Genomic DNA, 21,166 nt, shown 5'->3' on the forward strand with positions numbered 1-21,166 from the left:
CCCCTCGCGCCGCTGTTCGCTAGGCCGCGCGGACGCGGGTGAAGGCTTCCTCGAAGATAGGCTGCATCTTGCCGTCGTACGCGGCGTACTCGCACTTCGCGAGTGCTTCGGCGGGCGGGAAGATGACCGGGTTGTTCTTATAATCATCAGGCATCAGCGCCTTCGCCGCTTCGTTCGGCGTCGGGTAGAGGATGTATTCGCTGATCTTCTTTCCGGCCTCGGCATCAAGCAGATAGTTGATGAAGGCGTGCGCGTTCAAAGGATGCGGCGCACCCTTCGGGATGCACAGCGTGTCCGAATTGAGCTGGCTGCCTTCCTTCGGAAGCACGAAATCGATGTCGTCATCCTCGGCCATGATCTGCGCGATATCGCCGTTGTATTCGAGAACGAGATCGACCTCGCCCGACAGCAGCAGGTCCTGACCGTTGTCCTCGTGGAACGCCTTGATATTGGGCTTCTGCTTGATGAGCATCGCCTCGATCTGCTGGACGAGTTCAGGGGTGACGCCGTTCACCGAATGGCCGAGATACTTGGCGCTGAGGCGGAACATGTCGCCGGCTTCCGAGAGCACGGCGATGCGGCCTTTGTACTTGTCCGAATCGAACAGCCACTTCCAGCTGTCCGGCACGCCGTCCACCTTCGATTTGCGGTAGCCGATGCCGAGCGTCAGCCATGTGTAGGGCATCGAGAACTTGCAGCCCGGATCGTAGGCGACATCTTTGAAGTCGGCGCCGATGTTGGCGATGTTGGGGATCTTCGCATGGTCGAGCGGCATCAGCATGTCCGCCTGCACCATGCGCTCCACGAAGTCGTTCGAGGGCACAATGACGTCGAAGCCGGGGTTACCCGCGCGCAGCTTCGCGAAGAGTTCGTCGTTGGTCGCGAACAGGCTCATGTTGACGTCTATGCCCGACGTATCCTTGAAATCGTCGAGCGTGGTTTCGCCGATGTAGGTGTCCCAATTGTAGAAGTTGAGCTTGGGCTCCTCGCCGGTGGAGGCCTTGCCGCCCTCCTTTTTCTCGCAACCAGCGAGCGCGCCGGTGAAGGTAATGCCGATGGCAGCGGCGCCGAGCCCTTGCAGAAGCGAGCGGCGGCCGATGCGTTTGCGGATGCTGTCGAAGCTGTTCATGGTCCCTGTCTCCCGTTCGTCGCCCGCCAGCGATCATCCCCGGACTTCAACGCTCTGACGGCGCTCGGTGGATGCTAACGCAGCCGTGCTCGGCCGCAAGCCCCTCAGTCTCCCGAGGGTCATCAAAACCTTCTACCGCCACGCGTGCAAATGCATTATGCAAACCGTGAGGTATCGAAAAAACCGATGGCAGAGATGAACATCACGTTCCGGCAGATCCGCTATTTCATAGCCGTCGCAGAGGCGCGCTCTGTCTCCGGCGGATCAAGCGCGGTCGGCATTTCGCAGTCGGCGGTGACGGACGCGATCCGCACGCTGGAGGCGGAAACCGGCGTCATGCTGTTCCACCGCCACGCCAAAGGCGTGACGCTGACGCGCGAGGGGCACCAGTTCCTCCGCCACGCTCGCTCGATCATCGACGCCATCGCCGACATGCAGGGCGGGGTAGGGCGCGAACAGGACTTGACCGCAGGCAGCGTCCGCGTGGGCGTCACGCCGGTCGTCACGGGTTATTTCCTCTCGGACCTGCTGTCCCGTTTCAGGCGTATGTTTCCCCGCATCGAGGTCCAGCTCGTCGAAGAGCGCCGCGACTACATTGAACACTTGCTCATCAACGGCGAACTCGATCTCGCCGTCCTGATGGTGAGCAACCTCGAAGAACGCAGCGCGATCGACCACGAGGTGTTGCTCCGCTCCGAATGCCGCGCATGGGTCGCCCCCTCGCACCCGCTGTCGGACGTCGACGGCCTCAGCCTCGCCGACCTCGAGAACGAGCCGGTGATCGCCCTCACACTCGACGAGCTCGAAGGTCTGATCGACGGCATCTGGTCCAAATTCGATCATCCGCCACGCGTCGCCTATCGCACCTCCTCGATGGAAGGCGTGCGTAGCCTTGTGGGTACGGGGGCGGGGATCACGCTGCTTCCCGATCTCGTCTATCGGCCGTGGAGCCTGGAAGGCGACAGGATCATAGCCAAGCGCACACGCGAGAGCCTGCCCACCGTGGACATCGGCATCGCCTGGCGACGCCTGACGCGGCACAGCGAGGCCGCGACACTGTTCATGGAGACGGTGCACGAGCACCGGCGGTAAAGTTCAGGAAGGCCGCTTCGCGATCCAGATGATGTGGCGGGCACCGCGGCGTTCACCATTCGTGCGGACGACGGTTTCTTCCACCTCGAAGTTCGCCTTGATGAGCCGGTTCTTGAATGCGTGGTCCGGTGCGGCGGACCATACGGCGAGCACGCCGCCGGGGCGGAGCGCCTCGCGGGCGGCGATCAGGCCCTTACGGCTGTAGAGCCGGTCGTTGTCCGGGTGGGTGAGGCCGTCGGGGCCGTTGTCCACGTCGAGCAGGATGGCATCGTAGTGCGATCGTACGTCGCCGATCAGGTCCGCGACATCCTCCACGGCCACCGTGGCGCGAGGGTCGTCGAGGCAGCCGTCGAAGATATGCGCCATAGGCCCGCGCGCCCACGCCACGACCGAGGAGACGAACTCTGCGACGGTGACCGACGCGTCTGCCGGAAGTTTGGCGAGCGCGGCCCTAAGCGTGAAGCCCATGCCGAGACCGCCGATCAACATCCGCGGCTGCGGACGCGGCAGAATCTTGTCGCATGACAGCGAGGCAAGTGCTTCTTCCGAGCCCTTGAGGCGGCTGTTCATCAGCTCGTTTGCACCGAGCATGATGGAGAACTCCGTGCCGCGCTGGATCAGGCGAAGCTCGCCGCCACCGGGGATCTTCGCGGTGTCAATCAGAAGGCGGGGGAGCACGTGTGGACGATCAGCGTTTTGCGCGCTGTTTCCGGGCAGCATAGCGCGCATCGCGCGCGGCTTTCTTTTCAGCCTCGGTAAGAGCGGGTGCGGTTTCGGCAGCAGTCAGTGCGGCTTCGCGCTTCTGCGCTTCCCGCTCGGCCCTGGCGGCGGCCTCCGCAGCGCGGCGCGCGGCGCGTTCTTCCGCCTCGGCGGCTTCGCGGGCAAGACGCGCGGCTTTGCGCTCTGCGAGCGTCGCCTCATCAACCGGAGGCTTGGCCTTCAACTTTTCGAGGGCTTTTTGCTTCGCCTGTTTGGCGAGGGCGGCACGATCCTGGAAACTCGGAACCTTGAACGACGTCATATTTGGTGAAGCTCTATCCAGTGGTGGGTTGGACGATCGGGCGGGTATCCCCGCTGGGGACACCCGCCCGGATACGCGTCAGGCGACCTGGAGGTTGACTGCCGAGGTCTTGCCGCGCTGGTCGGTTTCCAGCTCGTAGGAAACGCGCTGGTCCTTGTCGAGCGTGCGAAGACCGGCCTTTTCGACCGCCGAGATATGGACAAACGCATCGTTTCCGCCCGTTTCCGGCGCGATGAAGCCATAACCCTTGTCTGCATTGAAGAATTTTACGGTTCCGGTGATCATATGGGTATCCTTTGGCCCAATGTTTGACGGGAACGCATCAACAGCGATGCTTCCCGGCTTCTGTAAGGCTAGGCAGGGACAAAAGAGACCGAATCTCGGCCCGATATCCGTCGCTCGCGACGTCAGCGGGTGGAGCTATAACCCAAAATCTCCGGAAGCGCAAAACGTGCGCCTTTTCAGGCGTTGCGCAGGTACCAGTCGTAGTCGAGCTGCGTGACCTCGCCGTAGAAACGCGCCATCTCCGTGCGCTTCAAGATGGTGTAGTTCTTGACGAAGCGCTGCCCGAGATAATCGTTCATCAGCGGCGAAGCTTCGAAGGCGTCGTTTGCCGCGAACCAGTTGTTCGGAAGCTTCACGCCCGCACTCGCCTCATCCTCGTAGCCGTTGCCGACGACGGCGGGGCCGGGGTCGGTGCGGTTCGTGATGCCGTGGTGCATCGCGGCTAGGACGGCGGCAACAGCGAGGTAAGGGTTGGCGTCGGCGCCGCAGACGCGGTGCTCGACATGGCGCGAGGCGGGCGAGCCGGCCGGGATGCGCAGCGAAACCGTGCGGTTGTTGACGCCCCACGTCGGCGCGACCGGCGCGTAGCTGTTCGCCTTGAAGCGGCGGTAGCTGTTTGCATTGGGCGCGAAGATCGCCATCGATTCGCCGAGCGCGGCCTTCATGCCGCCGATGGCGTGGCGCAGGATCGGCGCACCTTCGGGGTCTTCGCTGGCAAAGGCGTTGGCGCCGCTTTCGTCGGCCATCGAGATATGGAGGTGCATCCCGTTGCCGGCCTCGTGCGCGAAAGGCTTCGCCATGAACGTGGCTTCGAGGCCGTGTTTGACGGCAACGCCCTTCACGAGGCGCTTGTACATGACCGCGTCGTCGGTGGCGCGGAGCGCATCGGGCTTGTGGCGCAGCGTCAGTTCGAACTGGCCGGGGGCGTATTCGGAAATCGCTGATTCGAGCGGAATGTTCTGCGCGTCGCACGCGGCGTAGAGATCGTCGAAGAACGGCTTGAAGTCTTCGAGCTCGCGCAGGCCATAGACCTGATTGTCGCCAGAGCGGTGCGGGGTGAGCAGGCCCTTTGCGGGGCGTGGCGTGCCGCCCGAGATATCGAGCAGGAAGAATTCAAGCTCGACCGCGACGACAGGCGTGAGCCCATCCGCCGCAAGCCGATCGATGACGCTGCCGAGCACATGGCGCGGATCGAGATCGTTCGGCGTGCCGTCAAGCTCGTAGAAGCTGGTAAGGAACTGTCCAGCGTTCTCGCCGAGCCAGGGCGCGCGGACGAGCGTGCCGGGGATTGGCTTCACATACCGATCGGCGTCGCCGTCCTCCCAGACGAGGCCAGTCTCCTCGGTGTCGCGCCCGGTGATGTCGACGACGACGGCCGAGCCGGGCAGGAAACGGCCGGACTCGTAGACGGCGATCACCTCGTGCTGGCGCAGGCGCTTGCCGCGCGGCACGCCGCACATGTTCGTGAAGATGATATCGACGGCATCGATATCGGGATTCGCCTCGAAAAAGGCGCGGGCCTCCGAAACATCGGCGATCTTGTTGGAGGCGAGGGGCGGCTTGGTCATGGGTCTATTCCATAAGGCTTGAGAGGCATTCGCCCAAGACATTGCCGCGGGCGGTGGCGGGCGCAATCACAGCCGGTCCCTCAGCGCGTACCAGAGCATACCGGCGACATAGAGCGGATGGCGCAGCAGCGGCCCGCCGGGGAAGGGCTTGACGGGCAGCGATGCGAACAGGTCGAAGCGCTCGGCGGTGCCGCGCATCGCCTCGGTGATGAGTTCACCCGCGAGCGTCGAGAGCAGGACGCCGTGGCCCGAGTAACCGTGCGCGTAGAAGATATTGCCCTTGCGGCCGAAGTGCGGAAGCCGGTTCATGGTGACACCGACGAGGCCGCCCCATGCATAATCGATGCCGATGCCTTCAAGGCCGGGGAATGCCGCCTCCATGTAGGGCCGCACGAAGCCGGCGACGTCGCGCGGCGGGCGCGGCGTGTATTTCTCGCCGCCGCCGAAGATCAGGCGGTTGTCGGCGGAAAGGCGGTAGTAATTGAGGACGAAGCGGCTTTCGGAGATAGCTGCGCCCGACGGGATGAGTGCGCGGGCGCGTTCCTCGCCGAGCGGCTGCGTCGCGATATTGTAGTTGGCCACCGGCATCGTGTAGCGGCCGAGGTCCGCGTCGATCTCGGCCGTGAACGCGTCGCAGGCGAGGACCACGTAGCGCGCGGATACGCTACCGTGCGCGGTGATGACACCGGGGCGATCACCGCCGGTGATGCGGACGACGGGCGAACCTTCATAGAGGCGGACGCCGGCCGCGTGCGCGGCTTCGGCGAGGCCGAGCGCGTAATTCAGCGGGTGGAGGTGGCCGCCTGCCGAATCGTAGATGCCGCCGTGATAGCCTTTCGCCGAGACGATCCCGGCGGTCTGCTCCGGGCGCACGATCTGCGCGGCGTCGTAGCCCATCACATAGTCGAGACACTCGAGCTCGCGCTCCATGGCGGCGAGGTCGGCGGGTTTGCAGGCGGCGGTGAAGTGGCCGTGACGCAGATCGCAGGCGATGCCGTGCCGGGCGATGCGATCGTGGACGCGCGTGCGCGCTGTAGCGGCAACGCTGAACAGGCGCTGGGCGGCTTCCTGCCCGAAGCGCTCCACGAGATCGTTCGCGGACCAGCGCAGGCCGGGAATCATCTGGCCGCCGTTGCGCCCCGAAGCGCCCCAACCGATACGGTGCGCCTCGACGAGGGTGACGGCGTAGCCGGCTTCGGCGGCGGAGAGCGCGGCGGAGAGGCCCGTGTAGCCGCCGCCGACGATGCATACGTCTACGGGGGTGCTGCCTGCGAGCTGCGGCTGGGCCGGGAAAACGTTTGCGGTTGCTGCGTAGTACGATGGCGCGTGTGGCTCGGCCAAAATCAGACCCTCAGCAGAAGGTGTTCGCGCTCCCAGGAACTGATCACCGACTGATACGCGAACAGCTCGGATTCCTTGATCGCGTAGAACACGTCGAAGAAATCCTCGCCGAGATGGTTGCGCACGGCCTTGCAGTGGCTGAAGCGATCGAGCGCGCTTTCGAGCGTGCGCGGCAGAGTGCGCGCGCGGTTGTAGGCGCTGCCCTGCATGATCTTGGGCGGCTGCATCCGCTCGGTCATGCCGACATAGCCGCAGATGAGCGAGGCGGCGATCGCAAGATAAGGGTTCGAATCCGCGCCGGGCAGGCGGTTTTCGATGCGCCGGTTCTTCGCGTCCGAAACCGGGATGCGAAGCCCGCAGGAGCGGTTGTCGCTGCCCCACTGCACGTTGATCGGCGCGTCGCTATCGGGCCGCATCCGGCGAAACGAATTGACGTTCGGCGCGAACATCGGCGCGATCTGTGGCAGCAGGCGGACGAGCCCTGCGATATAGCTGCGGAACAGTGCGCTGTCGCGGCCCTGCGGCGTGGTGAACAGGTTGCGGCCCGTGTCGCTGTCGAGCAGCGACTGGTGGATGTGCATCGAACTGCCGGGCTGGTCAGACATCGGCTTGGCGAGGAAGGTGGCATAGACGCCATGCTCCAGCGCGACCTGACGCACGATGCGCTTGAAGAGCAGCACCTGATCGGCGAGCGCAAGCGGATCGCCGTGAACGAAATTGATCTCGAGCTGCGCGGCACCGGACTCGTGGATCATCGTATCGATGTTGAGCTCGGCCTTCTCGCAGAAGTCGTAGATGTGCTCGATGATGTCCTCGAACTCGCCGAGCGCTTCGAGGCCGTAAGGCTGGCTCGCGGTTTCCGACCGGCCCGAGCGGCCCGCGGGCGGTGTGAGCGGAAAATCGGAATCGAGGTTCTTGGAGACGAGGTAGAATTCCAGCTCCGGCGCGATCACCGGCTTCCAGCCGCGCCGCTCATAGAGGTTGAGCACCTTCTTCAGGATCATGCGCGGCGCGATGCCGAGCGGTTTCCCCTCGCGCGTGTAGGCGTCCGCGATGACGTAGGCGGTCGGGGTCTTGAAGCCCGGCGCTTCGCGGATCGTCGACGGATCGGGCACCATCACCATGTCTGGGTCGTAGTCGGGAATGATGTGGTTGATGTCGTCCGGATATTCGCCGGTGACGGTGACGGTGTAGACGCTGCCCGGAATGCGGAGGGTCTGGTCTGTGAGCGACTTCAGGAACTTGCCGGCAGGCAGAACCTTGCCGCGCTGAATACCGTTCATATCGGGGACGATGCACTCGACCTCGCTGATACCGCGTTCACTGATCCAATTTGCAATTTCGGCTGACATGATCGGATAAACCCCCGTCTGGCCTTCATACTGCGCGGGCGGCAGGCGCTTGGCCAGAGGGATTTGCTGGAGCACGGGGTATCGGTTTTTCCGATGGGAGCAACTGCTATCGACAGACAGCTTGACCGGTCGCGCAGGGCTCAGCAGGTTCACGCGCATGTCAACCGTACCGGATCTCAGTCAGCGCGCCGAACGCGCTCGCACCTTTCTGAAAACGCACCCCGGCAACGCCGATGCCCTTCGTGCGCTCGGCGCTGCGCTGCGCGGCATGGGCGAGGAGGCGGCAGCCGAGGAGGCCGAACTGGGCGCGATCCAGGCCTCGACGCGCGACCCGGTGCTCGTCGAGGCGGCTGCCGCGCTCCTCGATAACAATATCCCGATCGCCGAACGCATCCTTCGTGCGCGGCTGAAGGAAAAGCCCACTGACGTCGCAGCGATCCGCATGATGGCGGAGATCGCGGGGCGGCTAGGGCGCTACGGGGACGCCGAAAAGCTGCTGCGCCGCGCGCTCGAACTCGCGCCCGCATTTGGCGCGGCGCGTGCCAACCTGGCGACCGTGCTCTACCGGCAAAACAATCCCGCCGATGCTGTTGCGGAGCTTGACCGGCTGCTCTCGGACGACCCCGACAATGCCGCCCACCGCAACCTCAAAGCCGCGGCGCTGGGACGGATCGGCGGCTATGAGGAAGCGATCGCGCTCTACGAATCCGTGCTTGCCACCCATCCGGCGCAGCCGCGCGTGTGGATGAGCTATGGCCACGTGCTGAAAACCGTGGGCCGGCAGGCGGATTCGATCGCCGCCTACCGCAAGGCGATCGAACGCGCGCCGGGGCTGGGCGAGGTGTGGTGGAGCCTTGCCAACCTCAAGACCGTGCAGTTCACCGATGCGGACATGGCGACGATGCGTGCGGCGCTGGAGAGCGACGGCATCAGCGAGGACGACCGCTTCCACCTGCATTTCGCGCTCGGCAAAGCGCTGGAAGATGCGAAGGATCATGCAGGTTCGTTTGGCCACTATCTGCAGGGCAACGCGCTGCGCAAGGCGATGCTCGATTATGATTCGGGTGAAATCAGCGGCCTCGTCCGCGAGGCGGCGGCGCTGATGGACGCGGCGTTCTTCGCGGAGCGCAAGGGGCAGGGTGATCCAGCGCCCGATCCGATCTTCGTTCTTGGAATGCCGCGCGCGGGATCGACGCTGATCGAGCAGATTCTCTCGTCGCATCCGATGATCGAGGGGACACAGGAGCTGCCCGACATCGCCGCGATGGCGCGGCGTCTCGGCGGCCGCAAGATGCGCGGCGAGGAGACGGCCTATCCGGCGTGCCTTGCGGACCTCTCCGCCGATGCGCTTGCCGAACTTGGTGCCGAATACCTGGAGCGCACGCGCATCCAGCGCAAGACGGAACGTCCGCTTTTCATCGACAAGATGCCGAACAACTGGGCGCATACGGGTTTCATCCACCTGATCCTCCCGAACGCGAAGATCATCGACGCCCGCCGGCACCCGCTCGGCTGCTGCTTTTCGAACTTCAAGCAGCATTTCGCGCGGGGGCAGGGCTTCAGCTACGACCTTCCCGACCTCGGCCGTTACTACCGCGATTATGTGGCGATGATGGCGGTGATCGACGACGCGCTTCCGGGCCGCGTGCACCGTGTTTTCTACGAAGACATGGTGGAGAATACCGAAGGCGAGGTGCGGCGGCTGCTAGATTATGTCGGCGTGCCGTTTGATCCAGCGTGCCTGCGCTTTTTCGAAAACGACCGCGCGGTGCGTACGGCAAGTTCCGAACAGGTGCGGCGTCCGATCAACCGCGATGGTATGGAGCAATGGCAGGCTTTCGAGCCTTGGCTGGAGCCCCTGAAGACAAGTCTCGGACCCGTGCTTACTGCGTATCCGGGGGTGCCGCCGGTCGCTTCGCTGTTGCAATAATGTGACGCCCGCCCAGCAATATGACATCTGTATAATAAAGCCGCCGGACCCGAATTGACCGCTCTTCCGTGCGCCGCCACTCTTCACCCGGGACAGCAAAAGCTGAAAAGGGGGAAAAGGATGCACCTGCGAAATCATGTGACGATCAGGGCCGCAGTCGCCAGTGGCGTGCTGCTCGGTTCCACCATGCTCACGGCACCGGCGCTTGCACAGGAAGCGCAGGAGGCCATCGGCGACACCATCATCATCACGGCGCAGAAGCGCGAGGAAAACCTGCAGGACGTGCCGATCGCGGTCGTTGCGCTCGGCACGCAGAAGCTCCAGCAGCTTCAGGTGCAGGATTTCGACGACTATGCGCGCTACCTGCCGAGCCTTTCCTACCAGTCGCTCGGGCCGGGCGCTTCGAACGTTTATTTCCGCGGTGTCGCCTCGGGCGAGAATGCGAACCATTCGACCTCGCTGCCGTCGGTCGGCATGTATCTCGACGAGCAGCCGATCACGACCATCCAGGGCAACCTAGACATCCACATCTACGACATCGCGCGCGTCGAGGCGCTAGCGGGTCCGCAGGGCACGCTCTATGGGGCATCAAGCCAGGCCGGCACGGTGAAGATCGTGACGAACCGCCCGGACACGAGCGGTTTCTACGGCGCTGTCGATGCCGAGGTGAACACGGTCGCGCACGGCGAGGAAGGCTATGTCCTCGAAGGCTTTATCAACGCGCCGCTTTCGGACAATGCGGCGGTGCGCGTCGTCGGTTGGTACGACAAGGACGGCGGCTACATCGACAATATCCCGGGCTCGCTGACCTTCCCGACATCGGAGATCACCTTCAACAACGCGCCGTATGTCGAGGACGACTACAACGACGTCGAGACCTACGGCGGACGCATTGCGCTAGAGATCGATCTCAACGAGAACTGGACGGTGCTGCCGTCGCTGATGGGCCAGAAGCAGAAAAGCTACGGCTCGTTCGCCCAGGAATCCGGGCTTGGCGAGCTGCAGGTGCAGCAATTCAACCCCGAGCGCTACAACGACCGCTGGTTCCAGGCCGCACTCACCATCGAAGGCAAGATCGGCAGCTGGGATCTGACCTATGCCGGCGCCTACATGAAGCGCAAGATCAACAGCGAATCCGATTATGTCGATTACGCGTATTTCTATGATGCGCTCTACGAGGCAGGCGGTTCATTCTACGACAACGACGATAATCTGGTGAACCCGAACCAGTATATCATCGGCATCGATCGCTTTAAGAAGCAGAGCCACGAGTTGCGTATCGCTTCGCCGGCGGATCAACCGCTGCGCTTCATCGGCGGCGTGTTCTATCAGCGCCAGTCGCACAACATCGAGCAGCACTATATTATCGACGACATCGCCGATTCAATCACTGTGCCGAGCACGGACAGCAATATCTGGCTGACCAAGCAGCTGCGCATCGACCGCGACTACGCGGCGTTTGGCGAGGTTTCATACGACGTGACCGAGAAGCTGACGCTGAGCGGCGGTATCCGCGTCTACAAATACAAGAACTCGCTCGAAGGCTTCTTCGGATACAGCGATGGCTTCAGCAGTCGGACGGGTGTTGCGGCGTGTTTCACGGACGGCGAAGGTGAGTTGCTTCCGCCGACCATCAAGGGCAGCCCCTGCACAAACCTCGACAAGACGACATCGGACACCGACTTCATCCACAAGTTGAACGCGACCTACAAGCTGACCGATGACGCGATGGTCTATGCGACATGGTCTCGCGGTTTCCGGCCAGGCGGTGTCAATCGCCGCGGCACGCTGCCGCCATACGGGGCGGATGAACTCGACAACTACGAGCTTGGCTGGAAGACGACGTGGGCGGGCGGTGCGTTCCGCTGGAACGGGGCAGTCTATTACGAGAAGTGGACCAACATCCAGCTCTCGTTCCTTGGCGCCAACGGCCTCACCGAGGTGCGCAACGCCGGCGATGCACGCATCTGGGGTATCGAAAGCGATATCTTCATCCGCGCTTCGGAAGGCCTGACCTTCAACGCGGGGTTCAGCTACAACGACGCGCAGACCACCAAGGACTTCTGTCTCATCGCGAACGCGCAGTTCGATTGCGCGCTGCCGGGGCCGGAGGAGGAAGAGAATGCTTTGCTGGCGCCTTCCGGTACGCGTCTGCCCGTCTCGGCGAAGTTCAAGGGCAATGCCTTCGCGCGCTACGAATTCCCGGTGGGCGGGCTCGAGGCGCATCTGCAGGGTGGCCTCGTCTACGAGGGCAAGCGAACCAGCGATCTTCGCCTTTACGAGCGTAGCATTGTCGGTTCGTTGCCGTCTTACACGACGGTCGACATCAGCGCGGGCGTAACCAATGGATCGTGGTCGGTGGAACTCTACGCCCGCAACCTGTTCGACTCGCGCGGGCAGGTAACGCGCACGATTCAGTGCGGCGAGAGCGTCTGCGGGGACCCCGACGGCGTGACCGATATCGGCGGCAAGTTCTACACGGTGGTAACGACGCCGCGCACCATCGGTCTCAAGGTCGGTACCAAGTTCTGATACCGCGCGGCGGGGGCTTTGTGTGAACCACAGGGCTCCCGCCTTCGGTGGCTCGGTTTCCAGATGGCGCTCGTGCTGCTGGTCGCCGGGCTTCCGGCCTATCAGCTCGTGCACCGTCAAAAGCAGCGGTGAGACGAGAAGAAAGCGCGACAAAAGGTTAACACGCCGATATAGGACCCTCGCAGCTTTGGGAGGGTAGGGTTGGCACGCGCACAGTTTCAACGGCTGGATCCTGATTTTCGTCGCCAAAGCTTGATTGATGCGACTGCACATTGCCTCGCCCGCTATGGGATCGGCGGCACCTCCGTAAGAACGATCTGCGCCGAAGCAGGCGTTTCCGCGGGGCTTCTGCGACACTACTTCGCGGGTATCGACGAGCTTGTCGCTGAAACCTATGCCGACGTCGGCGACCGGCTGGTGGCGAACATGATCGCGGCGGCGGACAATGCTGGGCCGGACCCGCGCGAACAGCTTCGCGCCTTCGTGATGGCGAGCTTCAAGCCGCCGATCGCGGACCCGGACCTGCTGGCAACGTGGCTCACTTTCTGGAGCCTCATCAAGAGCGACGCACGAATCCGCGAGCTTCACACCGAAAACTATGCAAGCCACCGGCGGCCCGTGGAGAGGATGGTCGCGGAAATCCTGGGACCCGAGGCGAGCCATGTGGATGTGCGGCTGACGGCTGTGGGCGTGACGGCGCTGGTAGACGGGCTCTGGCTTGAGCTTTGTCTCGATGCATCGAGCTTCACGCCCGAGGAGGCAGCGCGCATTGCCGACAAGTGGCTGAACACGCTGGTCGGCGATCCGCTGAAAGTGCTTGCCGACTGACGCACCGACTTCTTACACCTGTAAAACAGGTGGGAGATTCTTCGAATGCTGAAAACCGGAACTTCGCTCGTCCTTGCGGCCTTGCTGGCGGCTGCCCCGACGCTTGCTGCAACCCCTGCACAGGTCGACGGCGCCAAGGCCATGCTCGGCAAATCGATCGCCTTTCCGACCGTCGCCGGGCGCGGGCAAGTGCCGGTGTACGCGGCCTATCTTGAAAGCGAACTCAAGAGCGCCGGTTTCAAGGACAGCGAGATCAGCATCGAACCGCTCGGCGAGACCGCGTCGCTGATTCTGACGTGGAAAGGCACGGGCAAGAAGAAGCCGATCGTGCTCAACGCGCACATGGATGTGGTGGAGGCGAAACGCGAAGACTGGGAACGCGATCCGTTCGTGATGGCCGAAGACGCGGGCTATCTCTTCGGGCGCGGCATCAGCGACAACAAGTTTGACGTGGTGATGCTCGTGCAGACGGTGATGAACCTGAAGCGCGAAGGTTTCAAACCATCCCGCGACATCGTGCTGTTCCTTACCGGCGACGAGGAAACCGCGCAGAAGACGGTGGCGGCCATCGCGCCCCGCTACAAGGACGCGGCGATGGTGCTGAACGGTGACGGCGGCGGTGGAACGCTCGGCGCAGACGGGACGCCCCTCTATTATACGATGCAGACGGCAGAGAAGACCTACGCCGACTACAAGCTGACCGTGACCGACCCGGGCGGCCATTCGAGCGCGCCGCGCGCCGACAATGCAATCCTGATGCTGGGCGCCGCGCTGCAGCGGATCGCCGCAGCGCCGTTTCCGGCCGAAACCAGCGAGACGACACGCGCTTATTTCGCGGCGTCGGCGAAGCGGACGCCGGGCGAAGCGGGCGAGGCGATGGCGCGCTTCGCGGCCAACCCGAACGATACGGCTGCGGCGGACATCCTCGCGAAGTACCCCGAGCACATCGGGCAAACGCGCACAACCTGTGTGCCGACGATGGTGAGCGGCGGTCACGCGGAAAATGCGCTGCCGCAGCGTGCGGTCGCCAACATCAACTGCCGCATCTTCCCCGGCACGGCACCCGAAGCGGTGCGCCAGCGGCTGCAGCAGCTGGCGGGCGACAAGGTGGTGGTGACACTGCCGGAACCGTTCCCGCAAAGTTCCACTTCGCCGCTGCTTCCCGAGCTGGACGCGGCGCTACGCAAGGCTGTCGATGGGCGCGCGAAGGGACTTTCGATCATCCCGAGCATGTCGGCAGGCACCACCGACAGCCTGTTCTTCCGCGCTTCCGGCATCCCGAGTTACGGGGTCTCGGGCCTGTTCATGAAGCCGGATGACGAATATGCCCACGGTCTAAACGAGCGGGTGCCAGTGGACGCGATTGGACCCGCGCTTGATCATTACCGGACGTTGATCGTGACACTCGCCCGATAGATCGCTCTTCGCTTTGCGGTCTATCGCCCCGATGGTACTATCATCGGGGCATTTATGGACAGACCGCGATGAAGACGTTCCTGAAACGGGCTTTCACGGACACGCTACGTTGGCGTGAGTATGAGTTGAAGGACGTCCAGCATCCTTTGCGGAAAGCGCCTGCGTTTTTCCGGGCAATGACCCCCAAGGGTCTCAGCCCCCAAACTGTGATCGATGTAGGCGTTGGATACGGCACCCCATGGTTGATGGACGGCTTTCCGGATGCTTACACGGTTCTCGTGGAGCCCAACGAGGGGTTTCGGGAACCCATCGATCAACTGATGGCCGCCCGCAGGGGAGAAGTTCATTTTGCGGCGGCGGGGCGCGCGACGTCTGAAATGGTGCTCAACCTGAATGTACGCCGCCCGACCAGTTCTACGATGTCTACGCCATCGACGCATCAAATTGACGAGTTCGCGCGCCGTGGATGGACGCGCGAGACGCGTGCTGTGACCGTGCCGGTCAAACGCTTGGATTCGTTCGACCGCACGGCATGGCCGAAACCCTACCTGCTGAAAGTCGACTCGGAGGGGTTCGAGCTGGAGGTGTTGGCGGGTGCGACGGGTCTGCTGCCGGATGTACAATGCCTTATCGCTGAAGTCTCCGTGGCAGAACGGTACGAGGGTGGATACGATTTCGCGACATTCATCTCGGCGCTGGACGATTACGGTTTCCGAATGTTCGACATCACGGACATGCTCCAGTTCGGGCGCAACGGCAGGCTCTCGACGATCGACGCGGTTTTCGTGCCCAAAGGTTCGCCGCTCCTTGGCGCGTGAGTGCAGACGGTTTTGCGTTTTCTGAAAACTGTCTAAACACATCGCATGTCCGTGCTTTCCATTTCCGGCCTTTCCAAAACCTATGCGGGCGGCTTCACGGCGCTGAAGTCGGTCGATCTTGAAATCCGCAAGGGCGAGATTTTCGCGCTGCTCGGGCCGAACGGCGCGGGCAAGACGACGCTGATCTCCATCGTTTGCGGGATCGTGACGCCCACGGCGGGCACGGTGATCGCCGACGGGCACCATATCCAGCGCGACTACCGTGCCGCGCGGATGAAGATCGGGCTGGTGCCGCAGGAACTGCACACCGACGCCTTCGAAACCGTGTGGGCGACGGTGAGCCTGAGCCGGGGCATGTTCGGGCGGGCGCCGGACCCGGCACTCATCGAGCAGATCCTGAAGGACCTGTCGCTGTGGGAAAAGCGCGATTCGAAGATCATGGAGCTGTCGGGCGGCATGAAGCGGCGCGTGATGATCGCGAAGGCGCTCTCCCACGAGCCGGAAATCCTGTTCCTCGATGAGCCGACGGCAGGCGTCGACGTCGAGTTGCGCCGCGATATGTGGAACCTCGTGCGCGGTCTGCGCGAACGCGGCGTCACCATCATCCTCACCACGCACTACATCGAGGAGGCCGAGGAGATGGCCGACCGTGTGGGCGTGATCAACAAGGGCGAGCTCATCCTCGTGGAGGAAAAGGCCGCGCTGATGAAAAAGCTCGGCCGCAAGACGCTGACGCTGAATCTCACAGAGCCGCTCGCCGCGCTCCCGCCAGAGCTGGCGGAGTGGAACCTGAAGCTGAAGGCGGATGGCAACGAGATCGAGTACGAGTTCGATGCGAACGCCGAGCGCACGGGCGTGCCCTCGCTGCTCAGGCGGATGAGCGACATCGGGCTCGGCTTCAAGGATCTGAACACCGAGCAGAGTTCGCTGGAGGATATCTTCGTCGGCCTTGTGACGCAGCGGCAGGAGGCGCGGCCATGATCTTCAACCGCCACGCCGTCTGGGCGATCTACAAGTTTGAGCTGGCCCGCTTCCGCCGCACGGTCTGGACGAGCCTCATCACCCCCGTCATCACGACGACGCTCTACTTCATCGTGTTCGGCTCGGCGATCGGCTCGCGGATGCAGGAGGTCGGCACGGTTCCCTACGGCGCGTTCATCGTGCCGGGGCTGATGCTGCTCACGATGCTGACCGAAAGCATCTCGAACGCCTCGTTCGGCATCTACATGCCGAAATGGACGGGGACGATCTACGAGCTGCTTTCCGCGCCGATCTCCGCGTTCGAGATCGTGCTCGCCTATGTCGGCGCGGCTGCGACGAAATCGGCGATCCTCGGCATCGTGATCCTTGCGACCGCCAACCTCTTCGTCGATATCGACATCGTGCATCCGCTCTGGATGATGCTGTTCATGGTGCTGCTCGCCGTGACGTTCTGCCTGTTCGGCTTCATCATCGGCATCTGGGCGAAAAACTTCGAGCAGCTTCAGATCATTCCGCTGCTTGTGGTGATGCCGCTGACGTTCCTCGGCGGCGCATTTTATTCGATCGACATGCTGCCCGCGGCGTGGCGCACGGCGACGCTGTTCAATCCCATCGTCTATCTGATGAGCGGTTTTCGCTGGAGCTTCTTCGGCCAGGGCGATGTGAGCATCGAGCTCAGCCTTGCGGCGATGTTGGGTTTCCTGACGCTCTGCCTTGCCGTCGTCTGGTGGATCTTCAGGACGGGCTACCGGCTGAAGAGCTGAGCGAAGGGTCTACGCCGTCTCCGCGTGCGGGGCCGCGCCAGCAGCAGGTACATGACCGGGGTGACAATGCGGCTGAGCAGCGTCGAGGAGATGAGGCCCCCAATGATGACCCATGCGAGCGGCGAATAAAGCGCCGAGCCGCCGAGTGCGAGCGGCATCAGGCCGCCGATCGCCGTGACTGATGTGAGCAGCACCGGCAGGAAGCGGATTTCACCCGCCTGCTCGATCGCTTCGCGAAGGCCGAGTCCGCGCGCGCGAAGCTGCGAGGTGAAATCGACGAGAAGGATCGAGTTCTTGATCTCGATGCCGATGAGCGCGACGAAGCCGATGATGCCCATGTAGCTCATCGGATAGCCGGTGAGCAGCAGGGCGATGATGCCGCCGAACATGCCGAGCGGGATGACGCCCGCGACCACCGCAACCTCGCGGAAGCGGCCGAATTCGGCGACGAGCACGGCCATGATGCTGAACACGGCGAGGAGCAGGATGCTGCCGATGCCGTCGAAGCTCTGTGCGCTTGCCTCCGCCTCGCCGCCGATGCCGAGCGCATAGCCTTGCGGCAGCGTGAGGCTCTGCAGACGCTCCACGACGTCCTTGTTGACGCGGGAGGTGAGATAGCCGGCCTGCGTCCACGCGGTGACGGTGATGTTGCGTTCGAGCTGGTAGCGATCGATGCGCGGCGGCACGCTCTTGAGATAGGGCCTAGCGACCTCCGCCAGCGGTATCGCGTTGCCGCTGCTGGTGGTGATGTAAACGGATTGCAGCGCGGAGACGGGCTGCCGCTCCTCCATCGGAAGCCTCACGACGACGGGATAGGTGTCTCCTTCGTCGTCGCGAAAGCTCGCAGCACGTTCCCCGGCAATGGCAAGACGCAGCGCCCGCCGCGGCTCGCCCGGCTGCACGCCGAGCAGCGCCGCCTTGTCCGCATCGAGACCAAGGTCGAGATCGACTCGGTCGACCGCAAGAGGATTGTCGATGTCACGCGTGCCGGGTGTGGTTCGGATGATCTTTGCGACCTCGCCCGCAATCATCTTCAGGACGCTGTTGTCCGGCCCGCTGATGCGGATGGCGATCGGCGCATCGATCGGCGGGCCGTTTTCGAACATGCGAACCGTGATGCGGGCGTCGGGATCGGTGCTGAAGATACCGCGCAGCCGACCGAGCATCGCTTCGCTTTCGTCCGCGATCCATTCGTTCAGTACAACGAACACCGCACCCTTGCGCGATTCCTCGGTGAGCGAGCGCACGTTGTAATAGACTTGGGGATTGCCCGCCCCGCTGTTTTCCATGAGCGCGGCGATGTTGCCTTCCTTCGCGACTTCGGCGGCGACGCGGCGGACGACCCGGTCGGTCTGGGCAACGCTCGTGCCTTCGGGGGTTTCGACCTCCACCATGAAATAGGGCGCATCCGATGCGGGAAAGAGCTGCCAGCCCGCCACCGGGATAAGGCCAAGCGCGCCGATGCAGAGCGCCATCGAGATCGCGAGGGTGCGCTGCGGTTTTTCGAGCGCGTAGTGCAGCACGGGGCCGTAGAGCCGGTGGATACCGCGGGTGAGCGCCTTCAGGATCGCATTGCCTTCGGGATCATCGTCGCGGCGCAGAACGCGGCTGGCGAGAAAGGGGATGATCGTGAGCGAAACGACGAGCGACGCCCCGACCGTGTAGATGACCGCAAGCGGCAGCGACCGCGTGAACTCGCCCGCCCCGCCGGGGAGGAACACCAGCGGCAGGAAGGCGAACAGCAAAACGCCGGTGGAGCCGAACACGGCGGCGGTGATTTCCTTTGTGCCCGAAAGCGCGGCGGCGGTGCGCTCCGCGCCCATGCGCAGGTGGCGAGAGATGTTCTCCGTCACCACGATCGAGTCATCAACGATGAGCCCGAGCGCGAGGATGAAACCCGAGACGGAAAGCTGGTTCAGCGAAAAATTGAACACGTGCAGCAGCAGCACGCCGGTCGCGAGGCTGAGCGGTATCGAGATCATCACGATCAGCGAGGCGCGGGGCCCGAGCGGCAGCAGCGTGATGAGCACGAGGCCGAGCGCGATGCCGAAATCGCGCGCCAACGTATCAAGCCGGTTGCGGATATCGCGCGACTGATCGAAGCCGAGTTCGAGCTTGATGTCGGGTGGAAGCTGGTCGCGCGCCGCTGCGAGCGCCGTCTCGATCTCCTTGCGGATGCCGAGGACGTTGCCGTTCTCCTTCTGCATCGCAGTGACGAACACGGCGCGCTTGCCGTTGAACCGCGTGATGTGCGTGTGTTCGGCGGTGGACCAGTTTACCTCGGCGACGTCGCCGACACGCACCAGCGTTCCGTCTTCGGCACGGATCGGCACCGCACGAATCTCGGCGAGGTCGCGATACGCCCCGCCGGCGTCGACGTTCAGGCGGTGCTCGCCCGAGTGGACGGCGCCCGCGGGCAGATCGACGCCGCCGCTCTGGAGCGCGGTGACGAGCGACGAGGGCGGAATCTTGAGCTCGGCGAGGCGACCGCCATCGATGGCGATGCGGACTTCCGGGTTCGGCAGGCCGTAAATCTCGGTGGAGCGGATGCCGTCGACGCGCGAGAGACGCTCGGAAAGGTCGGTCGCATACTTTTCCATACGCCGCCACGAGGCGGTTTCGCTGACGAGCGCGAGTTGGACGACGGCGGCGTCGCTGGTGCGGACCTTCAGATACTGGAGGCTGGCAAGGCCGGAAGGTAGACGGTCGCGGATGGCGCCGATCTCGCGCACGACCTCGTCGAAATGCTGTTCTGGATCGCCGCCCCATTCGAACTCCGCGGTGATGACCGAGGTGCCGTCCTTCGAGGTGGAATCGACGTCAACGATGCCGTCGAGGCCCTTGATCACCTCCTCGATCGGCTTTGCGACTGTTTCTTCCATATCCTGCGCATCGGCGCCCGGCTGCGAGGCGACGACGAGCACGACAGGGATCGGCAGGTGCGGATCAACGGCGCGCGGGATGTTGAGGAAGGCGTAGATGCCGAGCGCGGCAAGCAGTGTGAAGAGGACGAGCGTCAGCTGCCAGCGGCTGACGGCGAAGCCGGCGAGGTTCATGTGCCGGAGACGGTTGGGGTAACGCGGCTGCCGTCGGTAAGCTGGCTGATCCCGGTGACGGCGATACGTTCCCCAGCCTTGAGCCCAGCGAGAACGGCGACGCCACGGTCATTCATGGCGCCGGTGACGATGCGGCGAGGCTTCACGCGCTTGCCGCTCTCATCAAGCACATAGACGAAGGCCTCCCCGGCGCGTGCCGCGAACACCGCGCTGCTCGGCACGAGCATCGTTTCCGGGCCGCCGCCGCGCATGGAGAGCGTCGCATGGCCGATCTGGCCTGACCTCAGCGCCGGATCGGGCGGGAGTGCGAGTTCGACCGCGAAGGTTCCGGTGCGCTCGTCGGCGCGGCCGGCAACCTCAATGATGCGTGCGGCACGGGGGGCGGGGCCGAGTGCCACGATATCGATAGGAACGCTGCCGGTGCGGATGATACCTGCGGCCTGCACATCGGTGATGGGGACGCGTAGCACGAAGCCGTCGCGATTATCGCCGAAGCTGATGACCGGCGTTCCGGCATTTACGACCTGGTTCACCTCAGCGAAGCGCCGGAGGATATGGCCGTCCGCAGGCGCCGTGATGCGGGCGGTGCTGGCAGCGAACTGGGCGGATGTGGTTGCGGCCGCCGCCGCGCGGTAGGCGGCTTCGGCGGTGTCGAGCCGCGCACGTGTGACCCAGCCTTTCGCGAAAAGATCGCGCGCACGGGCGAGATCGGCCTGAGCGCGGGTGCGTTCGGCGGCGGCGGCGGCGAGATCTGCACCGACGGTGGTCGTGTCGAGCGCAGCGAGCAGCTGGCCCTTCCGCACGCGGTCACCTTCCTCCACCGCGATAGCGGCGATGCGGCCCGGTGTCGTGAAGCCCAGATCGATTTCGCGGCGCAGCCTTACGGTTCCGACCGCGCGGAAGGTGTCGGCGCTCTCCACGGGGCGAGCTTCGGCCACGCGGACCGGCACTGGCGCGGCTTCGGAGGGCTTTGCCGCCTCATCGCCCGCCGAACAAGCGGCGAGGGCAATGAAGAGGGCCGCTGCGAAGGGCCGAACGGAGTTCATAGCGGCG

General features: G+C 63.9%; 17 protein-coding genes. 8 read left to right on the top strand and 9 right to left on the bottom strand.

The window, feature by feature from the left end; genetic code table 11:
• Positions 1-19: 19 nt before the first annotated feature.
• Positions 20-1,129 (bottom strand): spermidine/putrescine ABC transporter substrate-binding protein, encoded by a 1,110-nt coding sequence (locus tag AAC014_RS16875; protein WP_339710859.1) that lies wholly within the window; start codon positions 1,127-1,129, stop codon positions 20-22.
• Between the two features lie 186 nt (positions 1,130-1,315).
• Here AAC014_RS16875 and AAC014_RS16880 point away from each other — a divergent pair, with 186 nt between their 5' ends.
• Positions 1,316-2,221, top strand: a complete 906-nt coding sequence (locus AAC014_RS16880; RefSeq protein ID WP_197723630.1) for a LysR family transcriptional regulator — start codon at positions 1,316-1,318, stop codon at positions 2,219-2,221.
• A 3-nt stretch (positions 2,222-2,224) separates the two neighbouring features.
• Here the strand turns inward: AAC014_RS16880 and AAC014_RS16885 are convergent, their stop codons facing one another.
• The 6 genes from AAC014_RS16885 to AAC014_RS16910 form a co-directional block, all read right to left on the bottom strand.
• Entirely contained in the window at positions 2,225-2,941 is a 717-nt protein-coding gene (locus AAC014_RS16885; protein ID WP_339710963.1) for a hypothetical protein, read from the bottom strand.
• On the bottom strand, positions 2,910-3,242 hold the full coding sequence (locus AAC014_RS16890; protein ID WP_339710864.1) for a DUF6481 family protein: 333 nt from the start codon (positions 3,240-3,242) through the stop codon (positions 2,910-2,912). Before AAC014_RS16890 ends, AAC014_RS16885 begins: the two co-directional genes overlap by 32 nt.
• 78 nt (positions 3,243-3,320) lie before the next feature.
• Positions 3,321-3,527, bottom strand: a complete 207-nt coding sequence (locus tag AAC014_RS16895; protein ID WP_121053057.1) for a cold-shock protein — start codon at positions 3,525-3,527, stop codon at positions 3,321-3,323.
• Positions 3,528-3,703: 176 nt separating this feature from the next.
• Entirely contained in the window at positions 3,704-5,095 is a 1,392-nt protein-coding gene (locus AAC014_RS16900) for a glutamine synthetase family protein (RefSeq protein WP_339710867.1), read from the bottom strand.
• 66 nt (positions 5,096-5,161) lie between these two features.
• Positions 5,162-6,436 (bottom strand): FAD-binding oxidoreductase, encoded by a 1,275-nt coding sequence (locus AAC014_RS16905; RefSeq protein ID WP_339710870.1) that lies wholly within the window; start codon positions 6,434-6,436, stop codon positions 5,162-5,164.
• 2 nt (positions 6,437-6,438) lie between these two features.
• Positions 6,439-7,788 carry a glutamine synthetase family protein gene (locus AAC014_RS16910; protein WP_339710872.1) on the bottom strand — a complete coding sequence of 450 codons (1,350 nt, stop codon included), beginning with the start codon at positions 7,786-7,788 and terminating at the stop codon, positions 6,439-6,441.
• Positions 7,789-7,945: 157 nt separating this feature from the next.
• Between AAC014_RS16910 and AAC014_RS16915 the strand changes: the two genes are divergently transcribed.
• The 7 genes from AAC014_RS16915 (at position 7,946) to AAC014_RS16945 (ending at position 17,057) form a co-directional block, all read left to right on the top strand.
• Positions 7,946-9,718: a sulfotransferase gene (locus tag AAC014_RS16915; RefSeq protein ID WP_339710875.1), complete on the top strand. Its 1,773-nt coding sequence runs from the start codon at positions 7,946-7,948 to the stop codon at positions 9,716-9,718.
• 120 nt (positions 9,719-9,838) lie between these two features.
• Positions 9,839-12,250: a TonB-dependent receptor gene (locus AAC014_RS16920; RefSeq protein ID WP_339710877.1), complete on the top strand. Its 2,412-nt coding sequence runs from the start codon at positions 9,839-9,841 to the stop codon at positions 12,248-12,250.
• A gap of 252 nt (positions 12,251-12,502) precedes the next feature.
• Positions 12,503-13,078, top strand: coding sequence for a TetR family transcriptional regulator C-terminal domain-containing protein (locus AAC014_RS16925; RefSeq protein ID WP_339710880.1), 576 nt, complete (start codon positions 12,503-12,505; stop codon positions 13,076-13,078).
• A 45-nt stretch (positions 13,079-13,123) separates the two neighbouring features.
• Positions 13,124-14,494 (top strand): M20/M25/M40 family metallo-hydrolase, encoded by a 1,371-nt coding sequence (locus tag AAC014_RS16930; RefSeq protein WP_339710883.1) that lies wholly within the window; start codon positions 13,124-13,126, stop codon positions 14,492-14,494.
• Positions 14,495-14,562: 68 nt separating this feature from the next.
• Positions 14,563-15,312 (top strand): FkbM family methyltransferase, encoded by a 750-nt coding sequence (locus tag AAC014_RS16935; protein WP_339710885.1) that lies wholly within the window; start codon positions 14,563-14,565, stop codon positions 15,310-15,312.
• A gap of 45 nt (positions 15,313-15,357) precedes the next feature.
• Positions 15,358-16,293: an ABC transporter ATP-binding protein gene (locus AAC014_RS16940; protein WP_339710887.1), complete on the top strand. Its 936-nt coding sequence runs from the start codon at positions 15,358-15,360 to the stop codon at positions 16,291-16,293.
• Positions 16,290-17,057 carry an ABC transporter permease gene (locus AAC014_RS16945; protein ID WP_339710890.1) on the top strand — a complete coding sequence of 256 codons (768 nt, stop codon included), beginning with the start codon at positions 16,290-16,292 and terminating at the stop codon, positions 17,055-17,057. Before AAC014_RS16940 ends, AAC014_RS16945 begins: the two co-directional genes overlap by 4 nt.
• On the opposite strand, the gene AAC014_RS16950 is transcribed toward AAC014_RS16945, so the two are convergent.
• Together AAC014_RS16950 and AAC014_RS16955 are read right to left on the bottom strand one after the other, a co-directional pair.
• Positions 17,039-20,113 (bottom strand): efflux RND transporter permease subunit, encoded by a 3,075-nt coding sequence (locus tag AAC014_RS16950; RefSeq protein WP_339710893.1) that lies wholly within the window; start codon positions 20,111-20,113, stop codon positions 17,039-17,041. The two genes, AAC014_RS16945 and AAC014_RS16950, sit on opposite strands and share 19 nt — an antisense overlap.
• Positions 20,110-21,159: an efflux RND transporter periplasmic adaptor subunit gene (locus AAC014_RS16955; RefSeq protein WP_339710896.1), complete on the bottom strand. Its 1,050-nt coding sequence runs from the start codon at positions 21,157-21,159 to the stop codon at positions 20,110-20,112. Before AAC014_RS16955 ends, AAC014_RS16950 begins: the two co-directional genes overlap by 4 nt.
• Positions 21,160-21,166: the final 7 nt, after the last annotated feature.

The sequence above is a fragment of the uncultured Sphingosinicella sp. genome, from assembly GCF_963974575.1.
Lineage (GTDB): Bacteria > Pseudomonadota > Alphaproteobacteria > Sphingomonadales > Sphingomonadaceae > Sphingosinicella.

What these genes read in the sequence shown, in the direction of transcription:
- AAC014_RS16920 (WP_339710877.1), top strand. Translation starts at nt 9,839, where the DNA reads ATGCACCTGCGAAATCATGTGACGATCAGGGCCGCAGTCGCCAGTGGC.
- AAC014_RS16880 (WP_197723630.1), top strand. Translation starts at nt 1,316, where the DNA reads ATGGCAGAGATGAACATCACGTTCCGGCAGATCCGCTATTTCATAGCC.
- AAC014_RS16895 (WP_121053057.1), bottom strand. Translation starts at nt 3,527, where the DNA reads ATGATCACCGGAACCGTAAAATTCTTCAATGCAGACAAGGGTTATGGC.
- AAC014_RS16915 (WP_339710875.1), top strand. Translation starts at nt 7,946, where the DNA reads ATGTCAACCGTACCGGATCTCAGTCAGCGCGCCGAACGCGCTCGCACC.
- AAC014_RS16945 (WP_339710890.1), top strand. Translation starts at nt 16,290, where the DNA reads ATGATCTTCAACCGCCACGCCGTCTGGGCGATCTACAAGTTTGAGCTG.
- AAC014_RS16890 (WP_339710864.1), bottom strand. Translation starts at nt 3,242, where the DNA reads ATGACGTCGTTCAAGGTTCCGAGTTTCCAGGATCGTGCCGCCCTCGCC.
- AAC014_RS16935 (WP_339710885.1), top strand. Translation starts at nt 14,563, where the DNA reads ATGAAGACGTTCCTGAAACGGGCTTTCACGGACACGCTACGTTGGCGT.
- AAC014_RS16910 (WP_339710872.1), bottom strand. Translation starts at nt 7,788, where the DNA reads ATGTCAGCCGAAATTGCAAATTGGATCAGTGAACGCGGTATCAGCGAG.
- AAC014_RS16940 (WP_339710887.1), top strand. Translation starts at nt 15,358, where the DNA reads ATGTCCGTGCTTTCCATTTCCGGCCTTTCCAAAACCTATGCGGGCGGC.
- AAC014_RS16875 (WP_339710859.1), bottom strand. Translation starts at nt 1,129, where the DNA reads ATGAACAGCTTCGACAGCATCCGCAAACGCATCGGCCGCCGCTCGCTT.
- AAC014_RS16930 (WP_339710883.1), top strand. Translation starts at nt 13,124, where the DNA reads ATGCTGAAAACCGGAACTTCGCTCGTCCTTGCGGCCTTGCTGGCGGCT.
- AAC014_RS16955 (WP_339710896.1), bottom strand. Translation starts at nt 21,159, where the DNA reads ATGAACTCCGTTCGGCCCTTCGCAGCGGCCCTCTTCATTGCCCTCGCC.
- AAC014_RS16900 (WP_339710867.1), bottom strand. Translation starts at nt 5,095, where the DNA reads ATGACCAAGCCGCCCCTCGCCTCCAACAAGATCGCCGATGTTTCGGAG.
- AAC014_RS16950 (WP_339710893.1), bottom strand. Translation starts at nt 20,113, where the DNA reads ATGAACCTCGCCGGCTTCGCCGTCAGCCGCTGGCAGCTGACGCTCGTC.
- AAC014_RS16885 (WP_339710963.1), bottom strand. Translation starts at nt 2,941, where the DNA reads ATGCTGCCCGGAAACAGCGCGCAAAACGCTGATCGTCCACACGTGCTC.